This is a genomic window from Microbacterium sp., assembly GCF_031988965.1.
Lineage (GTDB): Bacteria > Actinomycetota > Actinomycetes > Actinomycetales > Microbacteriaceae > Microbacterium.
In genome coordinates this window covers 1-26956 of sequence record NZ_DALZXX010000003.1, presented here as the reverse complement: position 1 = coordinate 26956, position 26956 = coordinate 1, and the positions used below count along the sequence as shown (strand labels likewise).

Genomic DNA, 26956 nt, shown 5'->3' with positions numbered 1-26956 from the left:
TCACACCTGGGTAGGGGGTCGAACCAGCCTGCAGGGTGATCCCTCGCAGGCCACCGCGTTCATACGCTCCTCGGACACCACTTCCGAGGAGGACTCCAATGACCGTCGTCGACGCGCCCCCGCTTGCCGCTCACCGCCCCTCGGTGTCGAGCGACCGTGACACCGGGATCGACTTCCTCCGCGCCCTCTGCGTGGTCGGTGTCGTGCTTCTGCACGCGATCATGGTGGGCGTCACGGTCGTCGACGGCAGCCCGGTGTTCGCGAACGCCAGCGAGGGCACATGGTGGATCACTCCGGTGAGCTGGATGCTGCAGGTCATGCCGCTCTTCTTCATCATCGGCGGCTTCGCCGGGCTGATCGCATACCGCCGCCAGTCCGAGCGTGGCGGCACGGCATCCGCCTTCGTCGCCTCCCGCGTGCACCGCCTCTTGCGCCCCGCGACCGTCGTGGTCGGCATCGTGGGGGCCGCGCTGGCGGCGCTCAGCCTCGCCGGTGTCCCTGCCGACATCGTCGCGACGGCGGGCTTCCGCTACGGCCAGCCCCTCTGGTTCCTGGGAGTGTTCCTGCTCTGCCAGGCACTGCTTCCGGCCCTCGCCGACGCGCACGGCCGCATGCCCAAGACCGTGCTGGCCGCACTCGTGCTGGCCGCGCTGGGGATCGACGCGCTCCGCGCACAGACGGGTATCGAGGGCCTGGGTTTCGTGAACCTCGCATTCGTCTGGCTCGCACTCCAGCAGGTCGGATTCTTCCTCGCCGACGGCACCGTCGATCGGCTCAGCCGCAGGATCCGCGGCATCGTGGGGGCCGCCTCCCTGACGGCGCTCACCGCCACATTCCTCAGCGGGGTCTACTCCCCCGACCTCATCGCGAACATCAACCCACCGACGTGCGCGCTGATCCTCGTCGGCATCGTGCACCTGTGCGCCGTCTCGCTGCTGCGCGACCGAATCTCGGACGTCAGCCGACGCCCGGCGGCAGCGGCCTTCAGCAGGTTCGTGAACCGGCGCACGATGACCGTCTACCTGTGGCACATGCCGGTGCTGCTGGCGATGGCGGGCGGCTCGGCCGCCTCCGCGATGATCGCGGGCCTTCCTCTGCCCGAACCGAGCAGCCTCGAGTGGTGGCTGAGCCGCCCGCTGTGGCTCGTGGCCGCGCTCGCGCTCACGGCAGTGGTCGCGATCGCACTCACGTCGATCGAGACGCACCCGGCGCCCACGCTCTCGCGCTCAGGTCGCCGCATCGCCGCTGCCGTCACGATCGGCCTGCTCGCGGTCGTGCTTCTGCTCGTCGCCGGCACGAGCGTGCTGACCGCCGGTGTCGCTGTGCTCGGACTCCTCTTCGCACGTCGCCTCGCCCGTGGCTCACACCAGTCCGCGGGCCGCGAGGGCGTCGCCGACGTCGTCCGCGTGGCGTAACGTCCGCACCATGAGCGGCACGACGCCGCGCACCCCGAGACGAACACCCCGCGCCCGCTCGGCGTCTCGCACCGCACCGGCGAAGGACGCGACGACGGGGATCATCGTCAGTGCGAGCGAGAGCGTCATCGCCACGGCGTCGACATCGACGCCCACGCGTCTCAGCGGACCGAGTCCTCGATACAGCACCGCGAGGAGGTCTCCCATGCGCGTCGTGATCGTCAGCAGCGAGGCGAGCAGCACGAGAGCGACGATGCGCGCGACGCTGATCCAGGCGGTGAGCGGTGACGCGAAGAACCACAGCGCGACACCGAGGATCAGCACGAGCCAGCGCAACCGCCACACCTCGGCGATGAGGGCGCGCACCGGAAGGCGCGCGAGCAGATACAGACCACCGACGCCGAGCAGGGCGACGGCGATGCTCCCCGCGTCGTGCGGATAGGCCGACAGCACGAGCGCCAGTGCGGCGAGCAGCGCGAGCTTCACGCCTGCCCCCATCCGATGCACGATGCTCGTTCCGTCTCGGTACTGCTGGATCATGTGCACAAGGCCAGGTATCGCGCGATGACGTCCTGCGGACGACCGGATGCCGCTAACGCACCACCCTCGAACAGCAGGGCGTGATCGCATCGCGCGGCGAGATCGAGGTCGTGAGTCACGAGGATCACCTGCGCGGGTGCCGCGAGAAGCAGATCGGCGATGCGACGCGCGTTGCGCAGATCGAGCAGGGTCGTCGGCTCGTCGGCGACGATCAGCGTCGGCTCCGTGATGAGCACCGAGGCCAGAGCCAGCATCTGCTTCTGTCCGCCCGAGAGGTCGGATGCCGGAACATCCGCATGCTCGCCGAGGCCGTGCTCGGCCAGCACCGCAGCCACTCGCCGTTCCACGTCGGCGCGAGGCGACCCGCGCAGCGAGAGAGCGAGGTCTTCGGCGGGCGTCGGCATGAGAATCTGCGACTGCGGGTCGGTGAACACGAAGCCGACACGACGGCGCAGAGCGGAGGTCTCCCGCCGCGTGTCGAGTCCGTGTACGCGCACCTGTCCTGCGGTCGGAAGCACGAGTCCGTTGAGGAGACGCGCGAACGTCGACTTGCCCGATCCGTTCGCCCCGATCACCGCGATCCTCGACGCCGTGAGATCGACACTGACGTCGCGGAGTATCACCCGACCGTCGCGCTCCACCGACACCCGGTCGAGCGCGACGCTGCAGGTCTGCGTCTCAGGCCGCACGGGCCGACGCGGCGACGGGGGTGATCCGATCTCCGAACGCACGCGGGTAGGCGCGATTCAGCGCGAGGGCGAGCGCGGCCGCCGCGACCGCCTTGAGCAGGTCCCCCGGCAGGAAGACGAGGCTCGACAGAGCTGTCGGCAGCAGGTCGACTCCCAGCACGAGAGACTGCACCGGGATCCCGAAGAGGTACACCACGAGGATGCCTCCGACCACCGTGGCGAGCACGATCCGCCACCAGGTCAGGCGACCGGTGCGGACGATCAGTCCGACGACCACGACGCCGGCGACCCACCCGACGAGGTATCCGGCTGTCGGCCCCACGAACACCCCGAGGCCTCCCCGTCCACCCGCGAGCACGGGCAGTCCGACCGCAGCGAGTGCGAGCACGAGCAGCACCGACAGCGGTGCGAGCCGCGGACCGAGAATCACCCCGGCGAGCATCACGCCGAGCGTCTGCGCCGTGATCGGCACACCACCCGGGATCGGGACGGTGACCGTGCCGAGCACGGTGATGAGTGCCGCGAGGAGTGCGACCCGTGCAAGGTCTCGGCCGAGGTCTCCCCGCTGCTTCCTGGTCTCCTGCAGAGCCATCCGAACTTCCTTCCTGAACAGTGTTCACGTGAACGGTGTTCACTATACTGAGAACATGGTTCCGGATCCCAACTCGTCGAGACACGACCGCGACGGCGTCGCTCGCGCGGCGCTGCTGCTCCTCGACGAAGTGGGCCTCGCCGACCTGTCGATGCGGCGGATCGCCGGGAAGCTCGCCGTGCAGCCGAGCGCTCTCTACTGGCACTTCGCCAGCAAGCAGGAGCTGCTCGCAGAACTCGCCGACCGCATCACCGCGACGATCCCCCGCGATGACGCCGATCTCCTGACCACCGCGCGCGGCATCCGCGATGCGCTTTTCACCTACCGTGATGGGGCCGAGCTGGTTCTGAGCACCTATGCTCTTCGCCTCGGCTCGTCGCACGCTCAGTCCGCGCTCGAGTCAGCGCTGCATCGCCAGGGCGCCACAGACGTCGAAGAGCGGGCAGCCGCACTCCTGCACTTCGTGCTCGGTCACGCGACACTCGTGCAGCAGCGCATGCACGCCGACAGCTACGGCGCAGCCCGCGCCGACGGAGCGCACGACATCACCGCCGGACTCGACCGCGTCTTCGATCTCGGCGTCACCGCGCTCGCGGGGGCTCCGATCGACGACGAGGTCAGCGCGGCGTCGACTCCGCGGCGTGACCGAGCCTGAGGCCGGGCACGAACGCGAGCAGGACCAGCCCGAGGCAGAACGCGAAGACCACGCCGAAGGCATCCGCCTCGCCGCCGAGACTCGCGACGGCCAGCCCCGCCAACGCGATCACCACGGCGGATCCGGTGGAGTCCGAGATCGACAGAGCGGACGAGTTGAAGCCCTGATTCCCGTCGTTCGAGTACGCGAGGGTGAGCACCGTGAGCCTCGGGTAGAGCAGTCCCATTCCACCCCCGGCGAATGCCCATCCGACCACGACGAGAAGCGGTGAGACGCCCCACACCGCAGCCACGAGCACGCAGAGCACGGCGATGAGCAGCAGCGACAGGCTGATGAGGGTGATGCGCGTGTTGCCGAGACGCTCTCCGAATCGTCCCTGCAACTGAGAGGCGCCTGCCCAGGCGAAGGCCGCCAGCATGAGCGCGATGCCCGCCCAGGTCGCGGTGAAGCCGAATCGCTCCATCAGCAGATACGGGATGTACGCCTCGGAGGCGAAGAAAGCGCCGGCAGCGATCCCTCGCATCAGCACGACGCTGGGCAGGCCCCGACCGGCGCGGAGCGTGCGTCGGGGCAGGAGCGGCAGCACGGCGAACGCGATCACCAGCACCGACCCGAGCGCCATCGGCCAGGCGAGCCGCACATCCAGCTCGGCGGTCAAGCCGATCAGCACGGCGAAGACGGCGACCACGACAGCGAGGACCAGACGGATGGCGAGCGCACGCCGATCCTGCGGCTCACCATGCCCCAGATCCACGCCGCGCAGACGCACGGCGATCATCAGGAAGGCCGCCGCCGTCAGCACGGCGACGCCGAGGAACGCCCAGCGCCAATCGAGATACTCGGCCACCGCGCCCGCGAGGAACGGCCCGATCATCGAAGGCACGACCCAGGCGGCTGCGAACGCGGCGAACACGCGGCCGTGCAGGTGCGGCGGGTAGAGCCGGGCGACGACCACGTAGAGAGCGACGGTCTGCCCGCCCGCGCCGAGTCCCTGCACGAGACGACCGATCAGGAACTGATCCATCGAGAACGCGAGACCCGACAGCAGCAGACCGGCGATGAACAGCGACACCGCGACGTACAGCGCACCCCGCGGACCACGGGCGTCAGACCAGGCCCCGGCCGCCACCATGCCGATCACGCTGGTCGCCAGAGTGCCGGCGAACGCGACGGCATAGAGCGCCCGTCCGTCGAGCGCGTCGCTCACGATGGGCATCACCGTCGTGACGGCGAGTGCCTCGATCGCCGCGAGGAAGATCAGTGCGACGGCACCCGCGGTGACCCAGAGCCGCTCCCGGTCCCAGATCGATGGGACCGTCTGCGGATTGGTCATCGATGCCCGAGCGAAGCGATGCGCTCGACGGCTTCGGTGACGATCTCCGGACTCGTGCCGAAGTTCAGGCGCACATACCCGGCGCCCTCCGCACCGAATGCCGGCCCGTAGTGCAGCGCGACCTTCGCATCCTTCAGGATCCGTCGCGCGGGATTGTCGCCCCATCCGAGTCCGGAGAGATCGATCCAGGCCAGGTATCCCGCGTCGGGGATGCGGTAACGCGCTGCGGGCAGTCTCGCCGCGAGAAGATCTTCGAGCAGGACGCGATTCGCGTCGAGAGTGCGCAGCAGCCCATCGAGCCACACGTCGCTCTCTTCCGAGAACGCGGCGACGGCGGCGAGGAGCCCGAACTGACCGGTGCGCCACTCGACCTCGATCGGCAATCCTCGGACGAGCGCCGTCGTGGCGTCGGATGCCGTGACCATGAGCGCGCACTTCAGTCCGGCGAGGTTGAAGGCCTTGCTCGCGCTCACCACGGCGTAGCCCACTCGTTCGGCGGCCTCGCCCGCGTCGAGGAACGGAGTGAAGCCTGCTCCGGGCTGCGCCAGTGGAGCGTGGATCTCGTCGGAGATGACCGCGACTCCGAACTCATCGGCGATCTCGGCCAGCGCCGCGAGCGAGTTGCGACCGTGCACCGTGCCCGTCGGGTTGTGCGGATTGCAGAGCAGCATCGCAGTGGCACCGTCCGCGAACGCTGCGCGGATGCCGTCTAGATCGAGCTCCCAGGCCGATCCCGTGTCCCGCAGGGGCACCCGCTCGACCTCGGCACCGGCCTCGGCGACGAGGTCGTAGAACGGCGGATAGACCGGAGGCGTGACGACGACCCGCTCCCCCGGCTGCGTCACGCGGCGAAGGATCTCGACGATCCCCATGCTGACGTCAGCGGTGCTGCGCATGCGGGCCGGATCGACGTGCCAGCCGAACCGCCGCTCGGCGAAATCGGCATAGACCGAAGGCAGCGGCGTTCGCGATGCGATGTACCCGGTGTCCCCGGCCTCGACGGCGCGGTGCAGGGCGTCGGAGATCGCGGGTGCGAGGGGGAAGTCGGTCTCCGCGACGAAGAGCGGAAGCACGTCGGCCGGATACTCCCGCCACTTCTCGCTGCTTCGTTCGCGGAGCTCCGCCAGAGGCAGAGCCGTGACCTCGAGCATCCTCAGATCGCGAAGCCGAGTGCGCGCATCATGTCGCGACCGTCGTCGGTGATCTTCTCCGGACCCCACGGCGGCATCCACACCCAGTTGATGCGGAAGCGATCGACGACGCTGTCCAGAGCCTGTGCGGTCTGGTCTTCGAGCACGTCCGTCAAGGGGCAGCCCGCGCTGGTGAGCGTCATGTGGATGACGAGAGCATCGTTCTCGTCATCCCACGCGAGGTCGTAGATGAGGCCGAGGTCGACGACGTTGATCCCGAGCTCCGGGTCCATGACGTCCTTGAGAGCCTCGGTGACCTCGTCATACTTCTCGTCGGTGAGGGTGGCTGTCATGCGAATCAGCCTACGCCTCGACGGGGGCTGCAGGGTCGAGGAAACGGTCGTATCCCTCGTCCTCGAGCCGGTCGGCGAGCTCGGGGCCGCCCTCTTCGACGATCTTGCCGGCGACGACGACGTGCACGAAGTCGGGACGGATGTAGCGGAGGATGCGCGTGTAGTGCGTGATCAGCAGCACACCGAGGCCCGTGGACTCCTTGGCGCGGTTGACGCCCTCGGAGACGATCTTCAGCGCGTCGACGTCGAGGCCGGAGTCGGTCTCGTCGAGGATCGCGAACTGCGGCTTGAGCACCTCGAGCTGGAGGATCTCGTGACGCTTCTTCTCACCACCGGAGAAGCCCTCGTTGACGTTGCGCTGCGCGAACTTCGGGTCCATGCGCAGGTTGGCCATGGCCGCCTTGACGTCCTTGGTCCAGCCGCGGATCGCGGGGGCTTCGCCGTCGAGCGCCGTCTTGGCGGTGCGGAGGAAGTTCGTCACCGTCACGCCGGGGATCTCGACGGGATACTGCATCGCGAGGAACAGGCCCGCGCGAGCACGCTCGTCGACGCTCATCTCGAGCACGTCCTGGCCGTCGAACGTGATCGAACCGGAGGTCACCGTGTACTTCGGGTGACCGGCGATCGTGTACGCGAGGGTCGACTTGCCCGAGCCGTTGGGGCCCATGATGGCGTGGGTCTCACCGGTGTTCATGGTGAGGGTGATTCCGTTGAGGATCGGGGTGGTCCCCGCCTCGGTCTCGACCGTCACGTGCAGGTCGCGGATTTCGAGAACAGACATTCAGACTTCCTTCGTCACAGTCGGGTCGATGAGCACGTCGTCGCCGTCGATCTCGACGACGTAGACCGGAACGGGCTCATAAGCGGGGAGATTCTGGGGCTTGCCGGTGAGCAGCGAGAACGCGGAGCCGTGGGCCCAGCACTCCACCGTGTCACCCTCGACGAATCCCTCGGCGAGAGAGATGTCGCCGTGCGTGCAGGTGTCTCCGATGGCGTGGATGACGCCCTCGGAGTCCTTGATCACGGTGATCGGCACGCCGTTCGGCTCCACCCGGATCGGGGTGTCGAGCTCGAGCTCGGCGACACCGCAGACGCGCTCGGCGGTCATGCATCCACCTCGGCGAGCTCGGTCTCGATCGCGGCGAGAAGCTCCTGCTCCAGCGCCGGGATTCCGAGGCGCTGGACGATGTCGGTGAGGAACCCGAGCACGACGAGTCGGCGCGCTTCCTCTCCGGAGATGCCACGAGCCTGCAGGTAGAACAGCTGCTCGTCGTCGAAACGACCGGTCGCGCTCGCGTGGCCGGCACCGAGGATGTCTCCGGTCTCGATCTCGAGGTTCGGGATCGAGTCGGCGCGCGCGCCCTCGGTGAGAACCAGGTTGCGGTTCGCCTCGTACGAGTCGGTGCCCGTCGCGTCGGCGCCGATCAGCACGTCGCCGATCCAGACGCTGTGCGCGCCCTCGCCCTGGAGCGCACCCTTGTAGAGCACGTCACCCTTGGTGTGCGGACCCTTGTGGTGCAGGTAGACCTGGCTCTCGAGGTGCTGCCCGGCGTCGGCGTACGACAGACCGTAGAGGTACCCCTCGGAACCGGCGCCCGCGAGCTCGACGCTCGGGTTCACCCGCACGACGCCGCCGCCGAAGCTGATGACGAAGTGCTTGAGATTGGCATCCGCGTCGACCCGAGCCTGGTGAGCCGAGGTGTGCACGGCCTCGTCCTGCCACTGCTGCAGGCTGATGACGGTGAGCTTCGCTCCGTCACGGACGATGATCTCGACGTTCTGCGAGTACTGCGCGGCACCGGTGTGCTGCAGCACGACGGTGGCCGAGCTGTGCTCGAGCGCCTCGATCACGATGTGGGCGTCGGAGCGCAGTTCTGCTCCGAGTCCGTCGATCGAGACGAGGATCGGCTCGGCGACCTCTTCTTCGCGCGGGATGCGGATGTGCAGTGCCTCGGCGGACCCCTGCCATGCAACGGCGGCGGTGATGTCCTCCGCGAGGAAGACCTCACCGCGGGGTGCGTCACCGGCGGCCAGGGGGGCAGACACGTACTGCTGTCCGGCGCCGAACGTGTAGCTCACGCCCTCAGCGGAGCCGGCGACCTCGAAGAGGGGCGCGAGCTTCGCGACGGGCGTGTGCTTCCAGTTGACCTCGCGGCCGGTCGGCGCACCGAAGTCCGCCGGCTCGAACGAATGCGGGCGCTCGGAACGCGTCTGCACCGGAACGAATCCGGCGTCCGCGACCTGCGCGGCCGGGTCGATGTGCGCGCTCGAATGATGCGACGCCGTCGGCGTCGTCGTCTGGGCCGTCATCTCAGCCGACCGATCCTTCCATGCCCATCTCGATGAGCTTGTTCAATTCCATCGCGTACTCCATGGGCAGCTCCCGAGCGATCGGCTCGATGAAGCCGCGCACGATCATCGCCATCGCCTCGTCCTCGGGCATGCCGCGAGACTGCAGGTAGAAGAGCTGCTCCTCGCTGACCTTCGAGACCGTGGCCTCGTGGCCGAGCTGCACGTCGTCGACGCGGATGTCGATCGCCGGATAGGTGTCGGAGCGCGACTTGGTGTCGACGAGCAGGGCGTCACAGCGCACGGTGTTCGCGGAGTGGTGCGCGTTGGCGTCCACCCGCACCTCGCCGCGGTATCCGGCTCGTCCGCCGCCACGCGCGATCGACTTCGAGACGATCGACGACTGCGTGTACGGAGCCATGTGGATCATCTTCGCGCCGGCATCCTGGTGCTGGCCGGGGCCCGCGAAGGCCACCGAGAGGGTCTCGCCCTTGGCGTGCTCGCCCATCAGGTAGATCGACGGGTACTTCATCGTCACCTTGGAGCCTATGTTGCCGTCGACCCACTCCATCGTCGCACCCTCGTGCGCGACCGCACGCTTGGTGACGAGGTTGTAGACGTTGTTCGACCAGTTCTGGATCGTCGTGTACCGAACGCGGGCGTTCTTCTTCACGATGATCTCGACGACGGCCGAGTGCAGCGAGTCCGACTTGTAGATCGGAGCGGTGCAGCCCTCGATGTAGTGGACGTAGCTGTCCTCGTCGGCGATGATCAGGGTCCGCTCGAACTGGCCCATGTTCTCGGTGTTGATGCGGAAGTACGCCTGCAGCGGGATCTCGACGTGCACGCCCTTGGGGACGTAGACGAACGAGCCGCCCGACCAGACGGCGGTGTTCAGCGCGGCGAACTTGTTGTCGCCGGCCGGGATCACGGTGCCGAAGTACTCCTCGAAGAACTCGGGGTGCTCGCGCAGAGCAGTGTCGGTGTCCATGAAGATGACACCCTGCTCTTCGAGGTCCTCGCGGATCTGGTGGTACACCACCTCGGACTCGTACTGAGCCGCGACGCCGGCCACGAGACGCTGGCGCTCGGCCTCGGGGATGCCGAGGCGCTCGTACGTCTCACGGATCTCCGCAGGCAGATCCTCCCAGGACTGCGCCTGCTTCTCCGTGGAGCGCACGAAGTACTTGATGTTGTCGAAGTCGATCTCGCTGAGGTCTGCACCCCACGTCGGCATCGGCTTGCGTCCGAAGAGCTGGTATCCCTTGAGACGGGTCTTCAGCATCCATTCGGGCTCGTGCTTGAGCGCCGAGATCCCACGGACCACCTCTTCGGAGATTCCGCGCTTGGCGATGGCTCCGGCGGCATCCTCATCATGCCATCCGAATTCGTACACCCCCAGGCCATCGAGCTCCGGGCGGTCGATCAGCACATCCGACATCACACACTCTCCTCACAGGTCCCAAAACGGTGTAATCCGCCCCGACACACCTGATCCCCGTCGAGTCTGCGGGAGCGGGTGCCGTTGGTGGGCCCTCATCACCGGCGCTTCCATCGCGCCTAAACTGTTAGTGATGGTGCAGCGCGGTCAGCGCTCATCACAACAATCCGATTCTACAGGTTCCGCCTGAAGACAGGGCCGCTCGCCGTGTCCGCCGCGGTTCGGAGAGACTTATGCCCGAGACCTCGATCGCCTCCCCCACGATTGCACAGGATGCACTGTCGACCCACGCCGCCCTGTGGGGCCGTGCACTCCGGGTCTTCGCATGGCTGTCGTTCCTCGCTCAGACCATCATCATCGGCACCGGAGGCGCCGTCCGCCTGACAGGTTCGGGACTCGGATGCTCGGAGTGGCCGCTCTGCACCCCCGAGTCGCTCGTGCCGATCTACGCCGATCAGGGCATCCACGGCATCATCGAGTTCGGCAACCGCGTGATGACCGGAGTCGTCGGCATCATCGCCCTCGCGGTCCTGCTGCTGGTGCTCGCGCGGGTCGGCGGCAAGCAGCTGGTCTTCTCCGCCCTGCGGTTCGCCGCGGGCGGCATCGGCGCGGCCGGCGTCGTCTTCCTCATCGCGACGCTCATCGACCTGCCGGCGACCCCGTTCGCGATGGGCGCGCTTCTCATCACGGTGATCGTGGCGATCGTCCGCTCGATGCGTCTCGCACCAGAGCGGCGCGACCTCGTGATCCTCGCCTGGCTCGTGCTTGCCGGGGTCGTCGCCCAGGCGCTCGTCGGCGGCATCACCGTGCTCACCGGGCTCAACCCCTTCATCGTCGGATTCCACTACGTCTCCTCGCTGCTGCTCGTGTGCGTCACCGCCGCCTTCCTGGTGCGCCTGTACGCGCCCACGGGCCTGCGGGAGCGCGCGGTGCCGAAGTGGTTCGCGATCCTCACCCACGTCACCGGTCTCGCACTCGCCGTCACGATCGTGTTCGGCGTGCTCACCACCGGTTCCGGGCCCCACTCGGGCGATGCCGACGTGCTCCGGCACGGGTTCGACGCGACGGTCCTCGCCCATGTGCACTCGTGGCCCGGGTACATCCTCGCTGCGCTCGTGCTCGCCCTCACCGTCTCGGCCTGGGTCCTGCACCTCGAACCGCGCCGCTGGCTTCTGGTCCTCGTGATCGCGATCCTCGTGCAGGTCGGCGTCGGCGTCTGGCAGGCACGCGAGGGCCTTCCGCCGCTGCTCGTCGGCATCCACATGGTGCTGGCCTCGCTCTCCGCAGCGGCGTACACCGTCGTGGTGCTCCACCTCAAGAAGCCGGTCGACGCTCAGAGCTGAGAAGACGGCGGCGGTCAGCGCCGCGCACAGTGGATGCATAGCTGCGACATCACGGGCTCATCACTTCGTCGTGCACCGTGGCTGACATGAACAAGTCACTGACACGCAGCATCGGCTTCTGGCTTCTCCTCGTCCTCTCGCTCGCCTCGGCGGGAGTCGGCGGATGGCTCGTCGCCGGACAGGTCGGAACGATGACGAGCACACTGCTCGACGGCACCGCGACCGGCATCGAGGTCTACGTGGGACAGTCGCTCGTCGTGGTCGGAGCCGCTCTGCTCGGCGCCGGCGTCATCGGCATCCTTCTGGCCGTAGCGCTCACCGCCGTGCAGGCACTCGTGCCGTCAGCGAAGCCCGTCGTGGTGGAGCCCATCGACTGGACGTCGGAGTCGGAAGACGAGACCGAGGCGCAGGCGGCGAACGCCTACATCCCGACTCCCGCATCGGAGGTCGACGACGAGGACGACGAGACTCAGAAGGGCAGCAGCGGGTCGACCGCGACGGCCACGAAGATCAGCGTCAAGTAGGTGATCGAGGCGTGGAAGACTCGCATCGGCCGCGCCTCGTTCCCCCGCACCGCCTGGTTGTACAGACGGTGTGATTCATAGATGAACCATCCGCCGAACACCGCGGCGGAGACGCCGTAGACGAGGCCCATGTTCGCGATCGGGATCAGCAGCAGCGAGCAGGCGACGGTCGCCCAGGCATACAGGATGACCTGCAGACCGACCTGCGAGGCGTTGCGGGTCACGCCGAGCATGGGCACGTCGACGTCTTCGTAGTCGTCCTTGTACTTCATGGACAGCGGCCAGTAGTGCGGCGGAGTCCACAGGAAGATGAGGGCGAAGAGGATGAAGGCCGGCCAGTCGAGCGAACCCGTGACAGCAGCCCAGCCGATCAGCACGGGGAAGCATCCGGCGATGCCGCCCCAGATGATGTTCTGCTCGGTGCGACGCTTGAGGATCATCGTGTAGATGACCACATAGAAGAAGATCGCGAAGGCAGACAGCGCCGCGGCGAGCCAGTTGGTCGTGACCAGGAGCCAGACCGTCGAGACGATCGCCAGAGTCCACGAGAAGATGAGCGCCCCGCGAGGCGTGATCTCGCCCGTCACCAGCGGACGATTCTCGGTGCGGTGCATGTGCGCGTCGATGTCGCGATCGAGATACATGTTGAACGCGGCGGCGGAACCGGCGCTCAACGACCCGCCGATCACGGTGGCCAGCACCAGCAGCATGTCGGGGAGACCGCCTTGGGCGAGGAACATCACCGGGACGGTCGACACCAGCAGCAGTTCGAGGACGCGCGGCTTGGTGAGGGCGACGTACGCCTTCACGGTACGACCGATGGACTTCTTCACAACGGTCTGATCAGACATCGTCGAGATCTCGATCGCCTCCTCCGCACGCGTCACGACAGCTTTTCCAGTCTAAGGCACAGCGGTGCTGTGGATAACGCCCACGCGAGCGCCGCGATGGCGGTTACCGTGACCGGGTGAATCCACGCCGTCGCCCAAATCGCTCCTCCATGGTCTCTCGCGGCGCGGTCGTCGTGGCGTCCGCACTCGTCCTGTTGCTCGTCGGCTGCGCGCCCGGAGCGGCGCCGGCGCGGACGCCGACTCCCACTCCCGCGTTCGCGAGCGAGGCCGAGGCCTTCGCCGCGGCAGAAGAGGTGTACCGGGCGTACAACGAGGCCTTCAATTCCATCGACCTCGGAGATCCCGGAACGTTTGAAGCAGTCTTCGAACTCGCCACCGGGGACTTTCAGAAGGCTGATCGAACCACTCTTTCGGAGCTTCACGCCGAGGGGTACTCCTTCATCGGATCAACCACAGTCGTCGCGTTCAAGGCCCTGGACACGTCACCACTCCTGGACATAGTGACCGCAGTGATCTGCGTGGATGTGAGCATGTCGGACGTCACGGGGGCTGACGGACGCTCAGTCCTGCCGGAGTCGAGACCTGACCTAAACGCCTTGCGAGTCCGATTCATCGAGTCGAGTAGCGGGCTTCTGATCGACCACGCTGATCGCGTTGAGGAGTCAGAGTGCGCCGGTTGATATCGAGGATCGCCCTCGCCGCTTTGTTGTTCGCTCCGGGGAGCGCTGAAGACGGAGGTGGAGTGGGAGGCGCCGATGTAGTCATCGGGAGCAACGGAGGCTCGCTGACGATCTCGGGCACGCAGCAGCGCCCCGGCACCCCCGCGACCCCGAACACCCCCGGCATCCCCGGAACCCGCAACACCGAGACACCGGACACCCCCGTAGAACCCGCACGACCCAGCGACCGCGCGATCCGCCTCGCCGACTGCATGGACGACTCCGGCACCGTCCGCTGCCATGAGCCCACCAGTCCGGGCGGGTCGTCCCCGACTCGAGAAGACGGAGCGCCCGCAGCACCCGCAACACCCACCATCACCATCACCGACCTGGCACGCTTCGCGCCCCCGCCCGTCTCGGCCATGGCCGAACCCGGCAACGTCGGTATCGCCGACCTCCCGACCAACTTCACCGCATCGACGCAATCCCAAATGCAGGCCGACGAGCTCTTCGGCATCCCCCTCACCGTTCGATTCACTCCCGCCACCTACGCGTACGACTACGGCGACGGCACCACAGCCACCCTCACCGCACCCGGCCAGACCTGGGAAGCACTCGGGCTGCCGCAGTTCTCCCCCACCCCCACCAGCCACACCTACCGACAACGCGGCGACTACATTGCCCAGGTCGACGTCCACTACACCGTCGAGATCGACCTCGGCACCGGATGGATCCCCCTCCCCAGCGAGATCATCACCACCGGCACCCCGCAGACCATCCGCATCCTCGAAGCCCACACCGCCCTCGTCGCCCACACCTGCTCCGAAGATCCCGACGGCATCGGATGCTGACCCACGGTCTCCGGCGCCCTCAGGGACATACGGTGGAACGGCGTTCCGCGCGTCGTGAGCCGTGGTTCCAAGGGCTCGGGAGACGAGCTCTCGAACCGGGAATTACACGCCTCGCCGCACGTTGTAAAGGGAGGTAACGAGTCTGGTCACAGCGCTATGCTGAAAAGACTCGCGTGCCCGGTGCACATCACATTCCTTCCGTAATGACGCGGACATCGATGCTGCTTTCCGGGCGCTCTCGAACTGTCTGAGAAGGGCTTCACCGTGTCGGAACTGCAGTGGGAAGAAATCGATCGGCGCGCGGTGGACACCGCTCGTCTGCTGGCCGCGGACGCCGTCGAGAAGGTCGGCAACGGACACCCCGGCACCGCGATGAGCCTCGCCCCGGCCGCGTACCTGCTGTACCAGCGTGTGCTGCGTCACGACCCGACCGACACCGACTGGCTCGGCCGTGACCGCTTCATCCTCTCGGTCGGACACTCCTCGCTGACGCAGTACGTGCAGCTCTACCTCGGTGGCTTCGGACTCGAGCTCGACGACCTCAAGGCGCTGCGCACCTGGGGTTCGCTCACTCCGGGACACCCCGAGTACGGACACACCAAGGGCGTCGAGATCACCACCGGCCCGCTCGGCCAGGGACTCGCCTCCGCCGTCGGCTTCGCCTATGCCGCCCGCTACGAGCGCGGCCTGTTCGACCCCGAGGCCGCAGCGGGCACCAGCCCCTTCGACCACTTCGTCTACGTGATCGCCGGTGACGGCGACCTGCAGGAGGGCGTCACGAGCGAGGCGTCCTCGCTGGCCGGTCACCAGGAGCTCGGCAACCTGATCGCGATCTACGACTCCAACCAGATCTCCATCGAGGACGACACCAACGTCGCCTTCACCGAAGACGTCGCCAAGCGCTACGAGGCATACGGCTGGCAGGTGCAGACAGTCGACTGGAAGAAGACGGGCGAGTACGTCGAGGACGTCGCCGAGCTGCACGCCGCCATCGAGGCCGCGAAGGGTGAGACGTCCAAGCCCTCGCTCATCATCCTCAAGACGATCATCGGCTGGCCCTCGCCCGGCAAGCAGAACTCCGGCAAGATCCACGGCTCCGCGCTCGGTGGCGACGAGCTCGCCGCGACCAAGAAGGTCCTCGGCTTCGACGCCGAGGAGCACTTCGCCATCGCAGACGACGTGATCGCCCACACCCGCGCGCTCGCCGACCGTGCCGCTGAGACCCGTGCCGCATGGCAGACCTCGTTCGACGCCTGGGCTGCGGCCAACCCCGAGCGCAAGGCGCTGCTCGACCGCCTCGAGGCCAAGGAGCTGCCCTCCGACATCACCTCTGCTCTCCCGGTCTTCGAGAGCGGCAAGGATGTGTCGACCCGCGCGGCATCCGGTCAGGTCATCAACGCCCTCGCCGCCGAGCTCCCCGAGCTCTGGGGCGGATCGGCCGACCTCGCCGAGTCGAACCTCACCACGATCAAGGATTCGAAGTCCTTCATCCCCGCCGAGTGGTCCACCCACGAATGGTCGGGCGACCCCTACGGCCGCGTTCTCCACTTCGGAATCCGCGAGCACGCCATGGGTGCGATCGTCAACGGCATCGCGCTGCACGGCCCGACCCGCGCCTTCGGCGGCACGTTCCTCATCTTCAGCGACTACATGCGCCCGCCGGTGCGTCTGGCCGCACTGATGAATGTCCCCAGCATCTTCGTGTGGACGCACGACTCCGTCGCACTCGGCGAAGACGGCCCGACGCACCAGCCTGTCGAACAGATCGCCACGCTGCGCGCCATCCCGAACTTCACCCTGGTGCGCCCGGCGGACGCCAACGAGACCTCGGCCGCGTGGCTCGAGATCCTGCGTCGCCACGAAGGCCCGGCAGGCATTGCCCTGACCCGTCAGAACATTCCGGTGTTCGAGCGCGGCCAGGGTGCGGCAGACGGTGACATCTTCGCTTCCACCGACGGTGTCTCGAAGGGCGCGTACGTGCTCGCCGAGGCTCCGAACGGCACCCCCGACGTGATCATCATCGCGACGGGCTCCGAGGTGCAGCTCGCCGTCGACGCACGTGCAGCGCTGGCCGAAGAGGGCGTGAACGTGCGCGTCGTCTCCGCCCCGTCGCTCGAGTGGTTCGACGAGCAGGACGAGGCGTACCGCGAGTCGGTGCTCCCGAAGGCCGTCACCGCTCGCGTCTCGGTCGAGGCCGGTTCCGTCCTCAGCTGGCGCGGCATCGTGGGCGACCGCGGCCGCTCGGTCGGCATCGACCACTTCGGCGCCTCCGCCGACTACAAGACCCTGTTCGAGAAGTTCGGCATCACCACCGAGGCCGTCATCGCGGCCGCCCGCGAGACCATCAAGGAGAACGCATGAGCACCCCCACCGCAGACCTCGCCGCAGCCGGCGTCAGCATCTGGCTCGACGACCTGTCCCGCACCCGCATCTCCTCCGGCAACCTCGCCGAGCTGATCGAGACCCGCAACGTCGTCGGCGTCACCACGAACCCGACGATCTTCGCCAACGCGATCACCGACAAGAACAACACGTCGTACGACGCGCAGGTCACCGAGCTCGCCGCGTCCGGCGCGACGGCCGAAGAGGCTGTCTTCGCCGCGACCACGCAGGACGTCGCTGCGGCGCTCGACGTCTTCCGCCCCGTCTGGGAGAAGTCGGGTCACGTCGACGGCCGCGTCTCGATCGAGGTCTCCCCCGATCTCGCGCACGACACCGAGGGCACGGTCGCCCAGGCCAAGCAGCTGTGGGCCAAGGTCGACCGTCCGAACCTGCTGGTCAAGATCCCCGCCACGAAGGCCGGACTGCCGGCGATCACCGAGGCGATCGCCGCGGGCATCAGCGTCAACGTGACCCTGATCTTCAGCCTGGAGCGCTACGCCGAGGTCATCGATGCGTACCTGACCGGACTCGAGCGGGCGCACAGCGCCGACTTCGACCTGTCGAGCATCCACTCCGTCGCGTCGTTCTTCGTGTCGCGCGTCGACACCGAGACCGACAAGCGTCTCTCCGCCATCGGCACCGACGAGGCAGAGGCCCTCAAGAGCAAGGCAGGACTCGCGAACGCCCGTCTGGCCTACGAGCTCTACGAGCAGAAGTTCGCGGAGAAGCGCGCACAGGACCTGATCGCGCTCGGCGCGAACGCTCAGCGCCCGCTGTGGGCATCGACCGGCGTCAAGGACCCGGCGCTGCCGGACACCCTCTACGTCACCGAGCTCGTCGCCAAGGACGTCGTCAACACGATGCCCGAGAAGACGCTCGAGGCGACGTTCGACCACGGCGTGGTCACCGGAGACACCATCACGGGTGGCTACGAGGAGGCGCGCGCCGTCTTCGCCGGCCTGGCAGACCTCGGCATCGACTTCACCGATGTCACCCAGGTGCTCGAAGACGAGGGTGTCGCCAAGTTCATCGACTCCTGGCACGACCTGCTCACCCAGGTGCGCGAAGGGCTCGAGGCGCAGCGATGACATTCGCGATCCACGCCTCGGGCGCGGCGCGCGCGGCGATCGATGAGACCGTGCCGGCACTCGTGCACGATCTCATCGCGTCGCGCGTCACGGGTGGCGACGCCACCCTGTGGGGCCCCGAGGCCGAAGCCGAGGCGGCCACCCGCCTCGGCTGGGTCGAGGCCGTGTCGATCTCGCGCCCGCTGGTCGCGGAGATCGCGGCCCTGCGGGATGAGCTGCACGCGAAGGGCGTCACTCGGGTCGTGCTGGCAGGCATGGGCGGCTCGTCGCTCGCCCCCGAGGTGATCGCGCAGACGAGCGGTGTCCCGCTGACCATCCTCGACTCGACGGCCCCCGGACAGGTGCTCGCCGCGCTCGACGAGGGACTCGAGGGCACCGTCCTCGTGGTCTCCTCGAAGTCCGGCTCCACGGTCGAGACGGACTCGCAGCGTCGCACCTTCGAAGCGGCGTTCCGTGATGTCGGCATCGACCCCGTCGACCGCATCGTCGTGGTCACCGACCCGGGATCCCCCCTCGACACCTCGGCTCGCGAGGCCGGGTACCGCGTCTTCAACGCGGACCCGAACGTGGGCGGACGCTATTCGGCTCTCACCGCCTTCGGGCTCGTGCCCTCGGGCCTCGCGGGCGCCGACATCGACGAGCTCCTGAACGAGGCCGAGGCCTCGCTCCTCGAGGTCGCCGTCGACTCCGCCGAGAACCCGGCTCTGCGTCTCGCCGCGGCGATCGCCTCGACGACTCCGCGCCGCGACAAGCTCGGTCTCATCACCGATGGCACGCACATCAACGGACTGCCCGACTGGATCGAGCAGCTCATTGCGGAGTCCACGGGCAAGGCGGGCACCGGGATCCTTCCCGTCGTCCTGCTTCCGGTCTCACCCGAGCTCGATTCGAAGCCGGCCGACCTGCAGATCGTGCGCCTGGTCGACGACGCGAACGAGTTCCACCTGCGCGAGCGTCATGCGGGCGAGATCCTCGTCAGCGGATCGCTGGGCGCACAGCTCATCGTCTGGGAGTACGCCACGGCGATCGCGGGATATCTGCTCGGGATCAACCCGTTCGACCAGCCCGACGTCGAGTCGGCCAAGGTCGCCGCGCGTGGTCTGCTCGACGCACGTCCCGCCCCGACCGACCCGGCGTTCGTCGAGAATGGCGTCGAGGTCCGCGTGTCCGACCCCGCTCTCGCAGTGTCCGGAACCGTCGAGGGAGTGCTCGACGCACTCTGGGCACGCCTCGCCGACGACGGCTACGTGTCGATCCAGGCATACGTGAACCGTCTCGATGTGCCGCAGCTGCAGGGCATTCGCGAGCTCGTCGCAGCCGACTCCGGCCGGCCGACGACCTTCGGCTGGGGCCCCCGCTTCCTGCACTCGACCGGCCAGTATCACAAGGGCGGCCCCGCCCAGGGCGTCTTCCTGCAGATCCTGGAGCGCACCGAGGTGGATCTCGAGATCCCCGAACGACCGTTCACGTTCGGCCAGCTCATCGAGGCTCAGGCCGCCGGCGACGCCGGTGTCCTCGCCGCGCACGGCCGGCCGGTCGTGTCACTGACGATCACCGATTCGTCGGCTGACGTCCTCACCCTCTTCGAAGCAGCACAGAAGTAACAGCCAGGAGAATCCCCCACCGATGTCTGTTCCCATTTCGCGCGGGCACAACCCGCTGCGTGACCCCGATGATCGCCGGCTGAACCGAATCGCAGGGCCCAGTGCCCTCGTGATCTTCGGCGTCACCGGTGACCTGTCACGCAAGAAGCTCATGCCCGCCGTCTACGACCTCGCCAACCGCGGTCTTCTGCCGCCCGGATTCGCGCTGGTCGGGTTCGCCCGCCGCGACTGGGAGGACCAGGACTTCGCCCAGGTCGTCTACGACGCCGTCAAGCAGCACGCCCGCACCCCGTTCCGCGAGGAGACGTGGGCGCAGCTTCTGCAGGGCATCCGCTTCGTCAGCGGCGAGTTCGACAACCCCGAGTCGTTCCGCAAGCTACGCGAGACGGTCGACCAGCTGGATGTCGAGCGCGGCACGATGGGGAACCACGCGTTCTACCTGTCGATCCCGCCGAAGGACTTCCCGCTCGTCGCCAAGCAGCTCAAGGACTCCGGTCTCGTCGGCGCGAACGACGACGATGACGAGCGCTGGCGTCGTGTCGTCATCGAGAAGCCGTTCGGTCACGACCTCGAATCGGCTCGCGAGCTGAACGCGGCTCTCGAAGTGGCGTTCTCGGCGGACTCGATCTTCCGCATCGACCACTACCTCGGCAAGGAGACGGTCCAGAACATCCTGGCGCTGCGCTTCGCGAACGAGCTCTATGAGCCGATCTGGAACCGCAACTACGTCGACCACGTGCAGATCACGATGGCCGAGGACATCGGCGTCGGCGGCCGCGCCGGGTACTACGACGGTGTCGGCGCAGCGCGCGACGTCATCCAGAACCACCTGCTGCAGCTGCTCGCGCTGACCGCGATGGAGGAGCCGATCTCGCTCTCGGCCGAGCACCTCCGCGCCGAGAAGGAGAAGGTTCTCGCCGCGGTGCACGTGCCCGACGACCTCTCCCTCGCCACGGCCCGCGGTCAGTACGCCGGCGGATGGCAGGGCGGCGAGCAGGTCACCGGATTCCTCGATGAAGACGGCATGAACCCGGAGTCCGCGACGGAGACGTACGCCGCGATCAAGCTAGAGATCGACACACGCCGCTGGTCGGGCGTGCCGTTCTACCTGCGCACCGGCAAGCGCCTCGGTCGTCGTGTGACCGAGGTCGCCGTCGTGTTCAAGAAGGCACCGGAGCATCTCTTCGGCCGCTCGAACACCTCGGAGCTCGGGCAGAACGCTCTCGTCATCCGCGTGCAGCCCGATGAGGGAGTGACGATCCGATTCGGGTCGAAGGTTCCGGGCAACGGCACCAACGTGCGCGACGTCACGATGGACTTCGGCTACGGCCACGCGTTCACCGAGGCGAGCCCTGAGGCGTACGAGCGACTGATCCTCGACGTACTGCTGGGCGACCCGCCGCTGTTCCCGCGGCATGAAGAAGTCGAGCTCTCCTGGAAGATCCTCGACCCCGTAGAGAAGTTCTGGGCTGCCGAAGGCGGCCCGGTCGACCAGTACGCACCCGGTTCGTGGGGTCCGGCATCCGCCGATGACCTCCTTGCCCGTGACGGACGAGTCTGGAGACGCCCGTGATCATCGACCTTCCCGACACGACCGTCAGCCAGGTCGCCAAGCAGCTCGTCAAGGTGCGCGAAGACGGCGGCGCCGTCGCCCTCGGTCGCGTGCTCACGCTGATCATCTCGGCGCGCAACGGCGTCGCTGAAGCAGCGATCGATGCGGCGAACGACGCATCCCGCGAGCACCCGATGCGTGTCATCGTGCTCACCACGGGCGACGGCGATGCTCGCCTCGACGCGCAGATCCGAGTGGGAGGTGACGCCGGCGCGAGCGAGGTCGTCGTCCTCCACGCCTACGGCGACGCCGCGAGCAACGAGGAGAGCCTCGTCACCGGTCTGCTGCTGCCTGACGCACCGGTGGTCGCGTGGTGGCCGGAAGAGGCTCCCTCCTCTCCCGCCAATTCGCCGCTGGGCAAGATCGCGCAGCGTCGCATCACGGATGCCGCCACGGCTCCCGATGTGCGCGACCGGCTCGCACTGCTCGGCGAGACGCACGCCCCCGGCGACACCGACCTCGCCTGGACGCGTCTGACGCACTGGCGCGAGCAGCTCGCCGCTGTGCTCGACCAGCCCCCGTTCGAAGAGGTCACCGCTGTCGAGGTGCGCGGCGGATCGGCATCGCCGTCCACGGCCCTGCTCGCGGCCTGGTTGCAGATGGCACTCGACATCACGGTCACGTGGCACTACGAGGACCCCGAGCACTGGCAAGAGGGCATCAAGTCGGTGCGCCTGACACGTGCGTCCGGTGACATCCTCCTCGAGCGTCCCGAGCCGGGCGTCGCCGTCCTCACGCAGCCGGAACAGCCCGATCACGACCTGCACCTGCCGCGTCGCACTCTGCGCGAGTGCCTCGCAGAGGAGCTGCGTCGCCTCGACCCCGACGTCCTGTACGGTCGAGTGATCACCGAGGGCTGGAAAAAGCTGGGCCCGCCCGAGACAGGAGAATGATGTCGACGCAGCCGACGCCCGCAGAGAAGCGGGTCGTGGTCGAGAGCACCCCGGGGGCCCTGGCGGCTCGGGTCGCTGACCGGTTCCTCACTCGGCTGCGGGCACGCACTCGCAACGGCCGCATCGCCCACGTCGCCCTCACCGGCGGCTCCATGGGCGGCGCGGTCCTGCGTGCGACCCTCGAGGACCCACGGTCCGACGAGATCGACTGGTCGCTGGTGCACTTCTGGTGGGGCGACGAGCGCTTCGTGGCCCGGACGGATGCCGATCGCAACGCCGTGCAGTCACGAGCCGCTCTGCTCGATCACATCCCGGTCCCGCCGGAGAACGTGCATGAGGTCGCGGCTGCAGGCGAGGGCCTGACCCTCGACGAGGCCGCCACGGCGTATGCGGAGGAACTCGCGCGCTTCGGCACCGACGAGCACCCGTGGCCGTCTTTCGCCGTGTGCTTCCTCGGGGTCGGCCCCGACGGTCACATCGCCTCGCTGTTCCCCGACAGGCAGGAGGTGACCGTCACCGACGTCGCCGCGCTGCCCGTGCGCAACTCGCCGAAGCCGCCGCCCGAGCGTGTGACGCTCACGCGCCCGGTCCTCAACGCGTCCAAGCGTGTCTGGCTCGTGCTCACCGGGGCCGACAAGGCATCGGCTCTGGGCCTGGCTCTCGCCGGCGCGAGCTACACCAGCGTGCCGGTGGCCGGAGCCAAGGGCCGCAAGCGCACGGTCTTCTTCGTCGACGACGCCGCGGCATCCGAGGTCTCTCCCGACCTCATCGACCAGTCGTACTGACCGTCGTCCAGCAGAAACGCCGAGCGCCTCCGGGCCTCGGCGTTTTCGCTGCGCCCGTCAGGCGTCGGCGTCCTTCGACGGACCGTCCGCCGGGGCGTCGCTTCCTCGGGGGATGCCGAGGTCCTGGCTGTCGCTCAGCACCTGCGGGTGGTATCGGGCCAGACCGACGACTCCCCAGACCGCGATCGCGCCGGCGATGCCGAAGATGACCAGCACCCACGGCGGGGCTGCGGCTGCCTCACCGAGGATCGTCATACCGATCAGAACGGCGATCAGAGGGTCCACGACCGTCAGTCCGGCGATGACGAGGTCGGGCGGACCCGAGCTGTATGCGGTCTGCACGAAGTAGGCTCCCACCGCCGCGGCCGCGATCAGCGCGATCACACAGACGATCGTGATCCACTCGAAGTTGCCCGCCTGCACGCGCTTGATGACGACCTTCGCGAGAGTGGCGACGAAGCCGTAGAGGATGCCGGCTCCGATGACGTAGAAGAGCGCGCGCATGCGGTGGCGGAGCACGAGCCAGCATGCTCCGAGCACGATGATGACGACCAGCAGGATCGCCAGGATCGTGAAGAGCTCGGTATCGGTCACATCCTTCTCGGTCGCGAAGATCGCGGCGAAGAAGACGAAGAGGAAGATGCCGCCCACACAGGCGACGATCGCCGTGATCGACTGCCGTGTCGGCGTGTGGCCCGAGATGCGGGCGTTCAACAGCGTCGTCATGACGAGCGCGATGGCGCCCAGAGGCTGGACGACGATGAGCGGTGCCTGCACGAGCGCAGCCAGCTGACACACGATCGCGAGACCCAGCATCAACGTCCCGGCGATCCAGGACGGACGAGTCATCAACGCCTTCACCTGCGCGAAGGTCAGCCCGCTCGTGCCGGTCGACCCGCTCAGACGCTCGACCTTCTCGACGCCGCGGTGCTGATACTGCGCGCCGAGCGACATGAAGACGGCGCCGGCGAGGGCCAGCGGGATGCCGAGGAGCAGCCCGGGGTTCTGGAATGCACCGACCAGCTGCTCGGTGACGTCTTCCGCCCCGGTCATCCATACGGAAATGCTCACCCTACGACCCTACCCGGCGACATGCGCCGAGTAGGGTTATGGCGTGGCTGTACTTCCGATTCGCATCATGGGCGACCCCGTCCTGCACTCCCCCGCCTCCGTCGTCGAGGAGATCACCGACGACATCCGAACGCTCGTCGCCGACATGTTCGAGACCATGGACATCGCTCCCGGCGTCGGTCTCGCCGCACCTCAGGTCGGCGTTCCCCTGAGGCTGTACACGTACTCCTATGTGGACGACGACGAGCAGCCCTGGCGCGGCGTGATCATCAACCCGGAACTGTGGATGGTGCCGCTGGAGCCCGGCGCCCCCGACGACGACCTCGAGTCCGAGGGATGCCTGTCCTTCCCGGGAGAGCGCTTCGCACTGCGCCGGTCGGAGCGGGTGCGTGTCATCGGCACGGATCTCGACGGCAATCCCGTGGAGATCGCGGTCGACGGGTGGCGCGCGCGCATCATGCAGCACGAGTTCGATCACCTCGACGGCATCCTCTACATCGACCGCCTCTCGGACGGCGACTGGAAGACCGTGCAGAAGATCGCCAAGAAGCGGGGATGGGGACGTCCTGGCGCCAGCTGGATGCCCGGCGTCGACGACCTGGAAGGCTGACCTTACCTTTCAGCCCAATCACAGGCTCCTCCGAGTTGCATCACAGACTCGGAGACGGATAGCGTGCTGGAGGCGGGCTTCTCTGCGCCCGCTCACCAAGACGCTCTGGAGGGGAACATCATGATGAAACTGCGCACACGACGCGCGCTGGCACTCGCGGGTGCTGCTGTGGCGCTGTCGGTCGCTCTGACCGGCTGTAGCGCACTCGACGGGATCCTGGGCGGTGGCTCGGGAGACGCCGACCGCGACGAGGAGACCGGACAGGTCACCGAGAGCGCGAACATCGACATCTTCTCGTTGAAGCTCGGCGACTGCACGATGGACAGCGGCACCGGACAGCTCGAGGACATCGACGTCGTGCCGTGCGACCAGCCGCACGACATGGAGGTCTACCACGAGATCACCATGGAGGACGGCGAGTTCTCCGATGAGTCCGTGGACGCAGCGTCCGAGGAGTGCATTGGCGACGCGTACACGACGTTCGTCGGCGTCGGCTACCAGGACTCCGCTCTGCAGGTGACCACGATCACGCCGACCCAGCAGACCTGGGACGAGCTGAACGACCGCGTCATCCAGTGCATCATCTTCGATGAGGCCGGACAGACCACCGGATCGCTCAAGGGCGCCGCGCGCTGATCTGACCACGACACAGAAAAAGGGGACTCCGCCACCGGGCGGGGTCCCCTTCTTCGTGCAGTGCCGATGTCCGGAGAACCGATACTCCCCCGGGAAAGGGAAAACCCCCGACCTTCACACGAAGGTCGGGGGTATTGGCTCCCCGGCTTGGACTCGAACCAAGAACCTGCCGGTTAACAGCCGGCTGCTCTGCCAATTGAGCTACCGAGGAATGTGCTCCGCTGCGCGGGCAACTCGTCAATCCTAGCAAACTCCCGAGGCTGCTCGTGACATCGTCCGCACATCGGGCGTGTCGCCCGCTGACGCGATCACCGAGGCGATCACGGCTGTGAATCGGCCTCGGCGTTGGGTGCCCAGAGCAGGTCCTTGCCGACCCCACGGGCCACGACGTGGCCGGAACGGAGCATCAGCGTCTCGGCGTTGAGCTCGCGGATGAAGTCGGCGTCGTTGGTCACCAGAAGCGCTCCCATCCCCTCCTCCTTGCGGCGGCGGGTGATGGCGTCGAAGACGACGGGGCGCACCTCGAGGTCGAGGTTCGCGAGGATCTCATCGGCGATGAGGACGCGGGGCTCGAGCACGAAGGACCGCGCGATCGCGACCCGCTGACGCATACCCGCGCTCAACTCGTAGGGGAACTTCGCCGCAAGTCCCAGAGGAAGATGCAGCTCGTCGAGCAGGGTCGCGATGCGGATCGAGAGTGCCTTGGCGTTGACACGCTTCTCGCGGATCAGGATGGGCTCCGCGATCACCTCGTTGACGGTGAGCTGCGGCGGCAGATCGGCGCCAGCTCCCTGCGGGACGAATCCTGTGCGATAGGTCAGCACCCGATGCTTGCGCCCCGGTCGACGCACATCGACCCCGCACACCTGGGCACTGCCGCCGACGACGCGCACCGACGCGTCCGTCGACCCCGCGAGAGCCGCCACGAGCGTGGACTTCCCCGAGCCTGTCGGGCCCGCGACGCAGATGAGCCCTCCGGGTGCGAGCGAGAATGTGACCCCGTCGATCGCGCGGGTCGGACCGCTGTGCCCGATCCGGTCGATCACCAGGTCGGAGCAGTCGATCGCGTTGGTGGATTCGTGCCGGACAGACATGTTCCCATCCTGCACCGCGGCGGCGCGTGCGCCTCGTTACGACTCGGTGAACCGCTGACGCTCGACGTCGATGTCGCGGAGTCGCATGCGCAGCGCGCGACCGCCGTCGGAGTCGGCGGGCACGCGCTGCACCGCGCCGAGCAGCTCCTGCTTCTCACGCTCGAGAGCACGCAGGATCAGTCGCCGGGCGAGGTCGGTGGTCGAGACGACCGCGCCCTCTTCGTTGCGCGCCGGGAACGGGGTCATCAGAAGTTCGCCGGCAAGAGAGCGATAGGGCTCACGAACCGAGTTCACGGCCTCGGTCACCCAGCCAGCACGGGTGCGGTCGGGCGCTGCGGCCACGGCCTCGCGAACAGCGTCGAGACCGGGCGTGCGGAACGGCTGCTCGAGGGCACGCGTGAGCAGGGCCTGGTCGATGCGGTGGCCGTACTGGAGCGCGCCCATGATGGCGTCGCGCTCGACGGCGACATCCGCCGTGCGGGGAAGGCTCGCGAGCGTCACCGCGGCGACCGCGGG

General features: G+C 67.7%; 27 protein-coding genes, 1 tRNA gene and 1 pseudogene. 14 read left to right on the top strand and 15 right to left on the bottom strand.

Annotated elements, in window-relative coordinates:
• Positions 1-98: 98 nt before the first annotated feature.
• The gene (locus RTM68_RS02415; protein ID WP_312167916.1) at positions 99-1415 is read left to right on the top strand and encodes an acyltransferase; all 1317 of its coding nucleotides are present in this window, start codon (positions 99-101) and stop codon (positions 1413-1415) included.
• Here RTM68_RS02415 and RTM68_RS02410 read toward each other — a convergent pair.
• From RTM68_RS02410 to RTM68_RS02400, 3 genes are read right to left on the bottom strand one after another with little or no spacing between them, the layout of a single operon-like run.
• Positions 1362-1955: an energy-coupling factor transporter transmembrane component T gene (locus RTM68_RS02410; protein WP_312167914.1), complete on the bottom strand. Its 594-nt coding sequence runs from the start codon at positions 1953-1955 to the stop codon at positions 1362-1364. The two genes, RTM68_RS02415 and RTM68_RS02410, sit on opposite strands and share 54 nt — an antisense overlap.
• Positions 1952-2644, bottom strand: a complete 693-nt coding sequence (locus RTM68_RS02405; protein WP_312167913.1) for an ABC transporter ATP-binding protein — start codon at positions 2642-2644, stop codon at positions 1952-1954. The genes RTM68_RS02410 and RTM68_RS02405 overlap by 4 nt, the downstream gene beginning before the upstream one ends.
• The gene (locus RTM68_RS02400; protein ID WP_312167911.1) at positions 2634-3236 is read right to left on the bottom strand and encodes a biotin transporter BioY; all 603 of its coding nucleotides are present in this window, start codon (positions 3234-3236) and stop codon (positions 2634-2636) included. Before RTM68_RS02400 ends, RTM68_RS02405 begins: the two co-directional genes overlap by 11 nt.
• Positions 3237-3291: 55 nt before the next feature.
• Between RTM68_RS02400 and RTM68_RS02395 the strand changes: the two genes are divergently transcribed.
• A complete protein-coding gene (locus tag RTM68_RS02395) occupies positions 3292-3891 on the top strand; it encodes a TetR family transcriptional regulator (protein ID WP_312167909.1) in 600 nt (199 codons plus the stop codon).
• Here the strand turns inward: RTM68_RS02395 and RTM68_RS02390 are convergent.
• The 7 genes from RTM68_RS02390 to sufB are packed head-to-tail and all read right to left on the bottom strand — an operon-like array spanning position 3854 to position 10437.
• Positions 3854-5224, bottom strand: a complete 1371-nt coding sequence (locus RTM68_RS02390) for an MFS transporter (protein ID WP_312167907.1) — start codon at positions 5222-5224, stop codon at positions 3854-3856. The two genes, RTM68_RS02395 and RTM68_RS02390, sit on opposite strands and share 38 nt — an antisense overlap.
• Complete coding sequence (locus RTM68_RS02385) at positions 5221-6375, bottom strand: aminotransferase class I/II-fold pyridoxal phosphate-dependent enzyme (RefSeq protein ID WP_312167905.1); 1155 nt, start codon at positions 6373-6375, stop codon at positions 5221-5223. The genes RTM68_RS02390 and RTM68_RS02385 overlap by 4 nt, the downstream gene beginning before the upstream one ends.
• Before the next feature lie 2 nt (positions 6376-6377).
• Complete coding sequence (locus tag RTM68_RS02380; RefSeq protein WP_042537580.1) at positions 6378-6707, bottom strand: metal-sulfur cluster assembly factor; 330 nt, start codon at positions 6705-6707, stop codon at positions 6378-6380.
• Between the two features lie 10 nt (positions 6708-6717).
• Positions 6718-7488 carry a Fe-S cluster assembly ATPase SufC gene (sufC, locus tag RTM68_RS02375; RefSeq protein ID WP_194763275.1) on the bottom strand — a complete coding sequence of 257 codons (771 nt, stop codon included), beginning with the start codon at positions 7486-7488 and terminating at the stop codon, positions 6718-6720.
• Entirely contained in the window at positions 7489-7815 is a 327-nt protein-coding gene (locus RTM68_RS02370) for a non-heme iron oxygenase ferredoxin subunit (RefSeq protein WP_194763276.1), read from the bottom strand.
• Positions 7812-9017 (bottom strand): Fe-S cluster assembly protein SufD, encoded by a 1206-nt coding sequence (sufD, locus tag RTM68_RS02365; RefSeq protein ID WP_312167902.1) that lies wholly within the window; start codon positions 9015-9017, stop codon positions 7812-7814. Before sufD ends, RTM68_RS02370 begins: the two co-directional genes overlap by 4 nt.
• A 1-nt stretch (position 9018) precedes the next feature.
• On the bottom strand, positions 9019-10437 hold the full coding sequence (gene sufB / locus RTM68_RS02360; protein WP_053096457.1) for a Fe-S cluster assembly protein SufB: 1419 nt from the start codon (positions 10435-10437) through the stop codon (positions 9019-9021).
• 233 nt (positions 10438-10670) lie between these two features.
• On the opposite strand from sufB, the gene RTM68_RS02355 reads away from it, so the two are divergent.
• Together RTM68_RS02355 and RTM68_RS02350 are read left to right on the top strand one after the other, a co-directional pair.
• A complete protein-coding gene (locus tag RTM68_RS02355) occupies positions 10671-11780 on the top strand; it encodes a COX15/CtaA family protein (protein ID WP_312167900.1) in 1110 nt (369 codons plus the stop codon).
• Between the two features lie 86 nt (positions 11781-11866).
• Entirely contained in the window at positions 11867-12304 is a 438-nt protein-coding gene (locus RTM68_RS02350) for a hypothetical protein (protein WP_312167899.1), read from the top strand.
• Here the strand turns inward: RTM68_RS02350 and RTM68_RS02345 are convergent.
• Positions 12250-13164 (bottom strand): heme o synthase, encoded by a 915-nt coding sequence (locus tag RTM68_RS02345; protein ID WP_396654175.1) that lies wholly within the window; start codon positions 13162-13164, stop codon positions 12250-12252. The two genes, RTM68_RS02350 and RTM68_RS02345, sit on opposite strands and share 55 nt — an antisense overlap.
• A gap of 140 nt (positions 13165-13304) precedes the next feature.
• Here RTM68_RS02345 and RTM68_RS02340 point away from each other — a divergent pair, with 140 nt between their 5' ends.
• The 8 genes from RTM68_RS02340 (at position 13305) to pgl (ending at position 23029) form a co-directional block, all read left to right on the top strand.
• Positions 13305-13835, top strand: a complete 531-nt coding sequence (locus RTM68_RS02340) for a hypothetical protein (RefSeq protein WP_312167896.1) — start codon at positions 13305-13307, stop codon at positions 13833-13835.
• Between the two features lie 62 nt (positions 13836-13897).
• Positions 13898-14665 (top strand): hypothetical protein, encoded by a 768-nt coding sequence (locus tag RTM68_RS02335; RefSeq protein ID WP_312167895.1) that lies wholly within the window; start codon positions 13898-13900, stop codon positions 14663-14665.
• Between the two features lie 264 nt (positions 14666-14929).
• Entirely contained in the window at positions 14930-17026 is a 2097-nt protein-coding gene (gene tkt, locus RTM68_RS02330) for a transketolase (protein ID WP_312167894.1), read from the top strand.
• Entirely contained in the window at positions 17023-18135 is a 1113-nt protein-coding gene (gene tal / locus RTM68_RS02325) for a transaldolase (protein WP_312167892.1), read from the top strand. The genes tkt and tal overlap by 4 nt, the downstream gene beginning before the upstream one ends.
• Positions 18132-19739, top strand: a complete 1608-nt coding sequence (locus RTM68_RS02320) for a glucose-6-phosphate isomerase (protein WP_312167891.1) — start codon at positions 18132-18134, stop codon at positions 19737-19739. Before tal ends, RTM68_RS02320 begins: the two co-directional genes overlap by 4 nt.
• A gap of 22 nt (positions 19740-19761) precedes the next feature.
• Positions 19762-21312 carry a glucose-6-phosphate dehydrogenase gene (gene zwf, locus RTM68_RS02315; protein WP_194763286.1) on the top strand — a complete coding sequence of 517 codons (1551 nt, stop codon included), beginning with the start codon at positions 19762-19764 and terminating at the stop codon, positions 21310-21312.
• Complete coding sequence (locus RTM68_RS02310; RefSeq protein WP_312167889.1) at positions 21309-22244, top strand: glucose-6-phosphate dehydrogenase assembly protein OpcA; 936 nt, start codon at positions 21309-21311, stop codon at positions 22242-22244. Before zwf ends, RTM68_RS02310 begins: the two co-directional genes overlap by 4 nt.
• Positions 22244-23029 carry a 6-phosphogluconolactonase gene (gene pgl / locus RTM68_RS02305; RefSeq protein WP_194763288.1) on the top strand — a complete coding sequence of 262 codons (786 nt, stop codon included), beginning with the start codon at positions 22244-22246 and terminating at the stop codon, positions 23027-23029. Before RTM68_RS02310 ends, pgl begins: the two co-directional genes overlap by 1 nt.
• A gap of 57 nt (positions 23030-23086) precedes the next feature.
• On the opposite strand, the gene RTM68_RS02300 is transcribed toward pgl, so the two are convergent.
• Complete coding sequence (locus RTM68_RS02300; RefSeq protein WP_194763496.1) at positions 23087-24082, bottom strand: DMT family transporter; 996 nt, start codon at positions 24080-24082, stop codon at positions 23087-23089.
• A 61-nt stretch (positions 24083-24143) separates the two neighbouring features.
• On the opposite strand from RTM68_RS02300, the gene def reads away from it, so the two are divergent.
• Both def and RTM68_RS02290 read left to right on the top strand, forming a co-directional pair.
• Positions 24144-24710, top strand: a complete 567-nt coding sequence (def, locus tag RTM68_RS02295) for a peptide deformylase (RefSeq protein WP_312167886.1) — start codon at positions 24144-24146, stop codon at positions 24708-24710.
• A 120-nt stretch (positions 24711-24830) separates the two neighbouring features.
• A complete protein-coding gene (locus tag RTM68_RS02290; RefSeq protein ID WP_194763290.1) occupies positions 24831-25346 on the top strand; it encodes a septum formation family protein in 516 nt (171 codons plus the stop codon).
• A 135-nt stretch (positions 25347-25481) separates the two neighbouring features.
• Here RTM68_RS02290 and RTM68_RS02285 read toward each other — a convergent pair.
• The 3 genes and pseudogenes from RTM68_RS02285 to RTM68_RS02275 all read right to left on the bottom strand — a co-directional run.
• Positions 25482-25557, bottom strand: a tRNA-Asn gene (locus RTM68_RS02285).
• Positions 25558-25666: 109 nt separating this feature from the next.
• Entirely contained in the window at positions 25667-26440 is a 774-nt protein-coding gene (locus RTM68_RS02280; protein ID WP_241797007.1) for an ATP-binding cassette domain-containing protein, read from the bottom strand.
• Positions 26441-26476: 36 nt separating this feature from the next.
• Positions 26477-26956 (bottom strand): annotated as a pseudogene (locus tag RTM68_RS02275) (DNA primase); the annotation flags it as partial.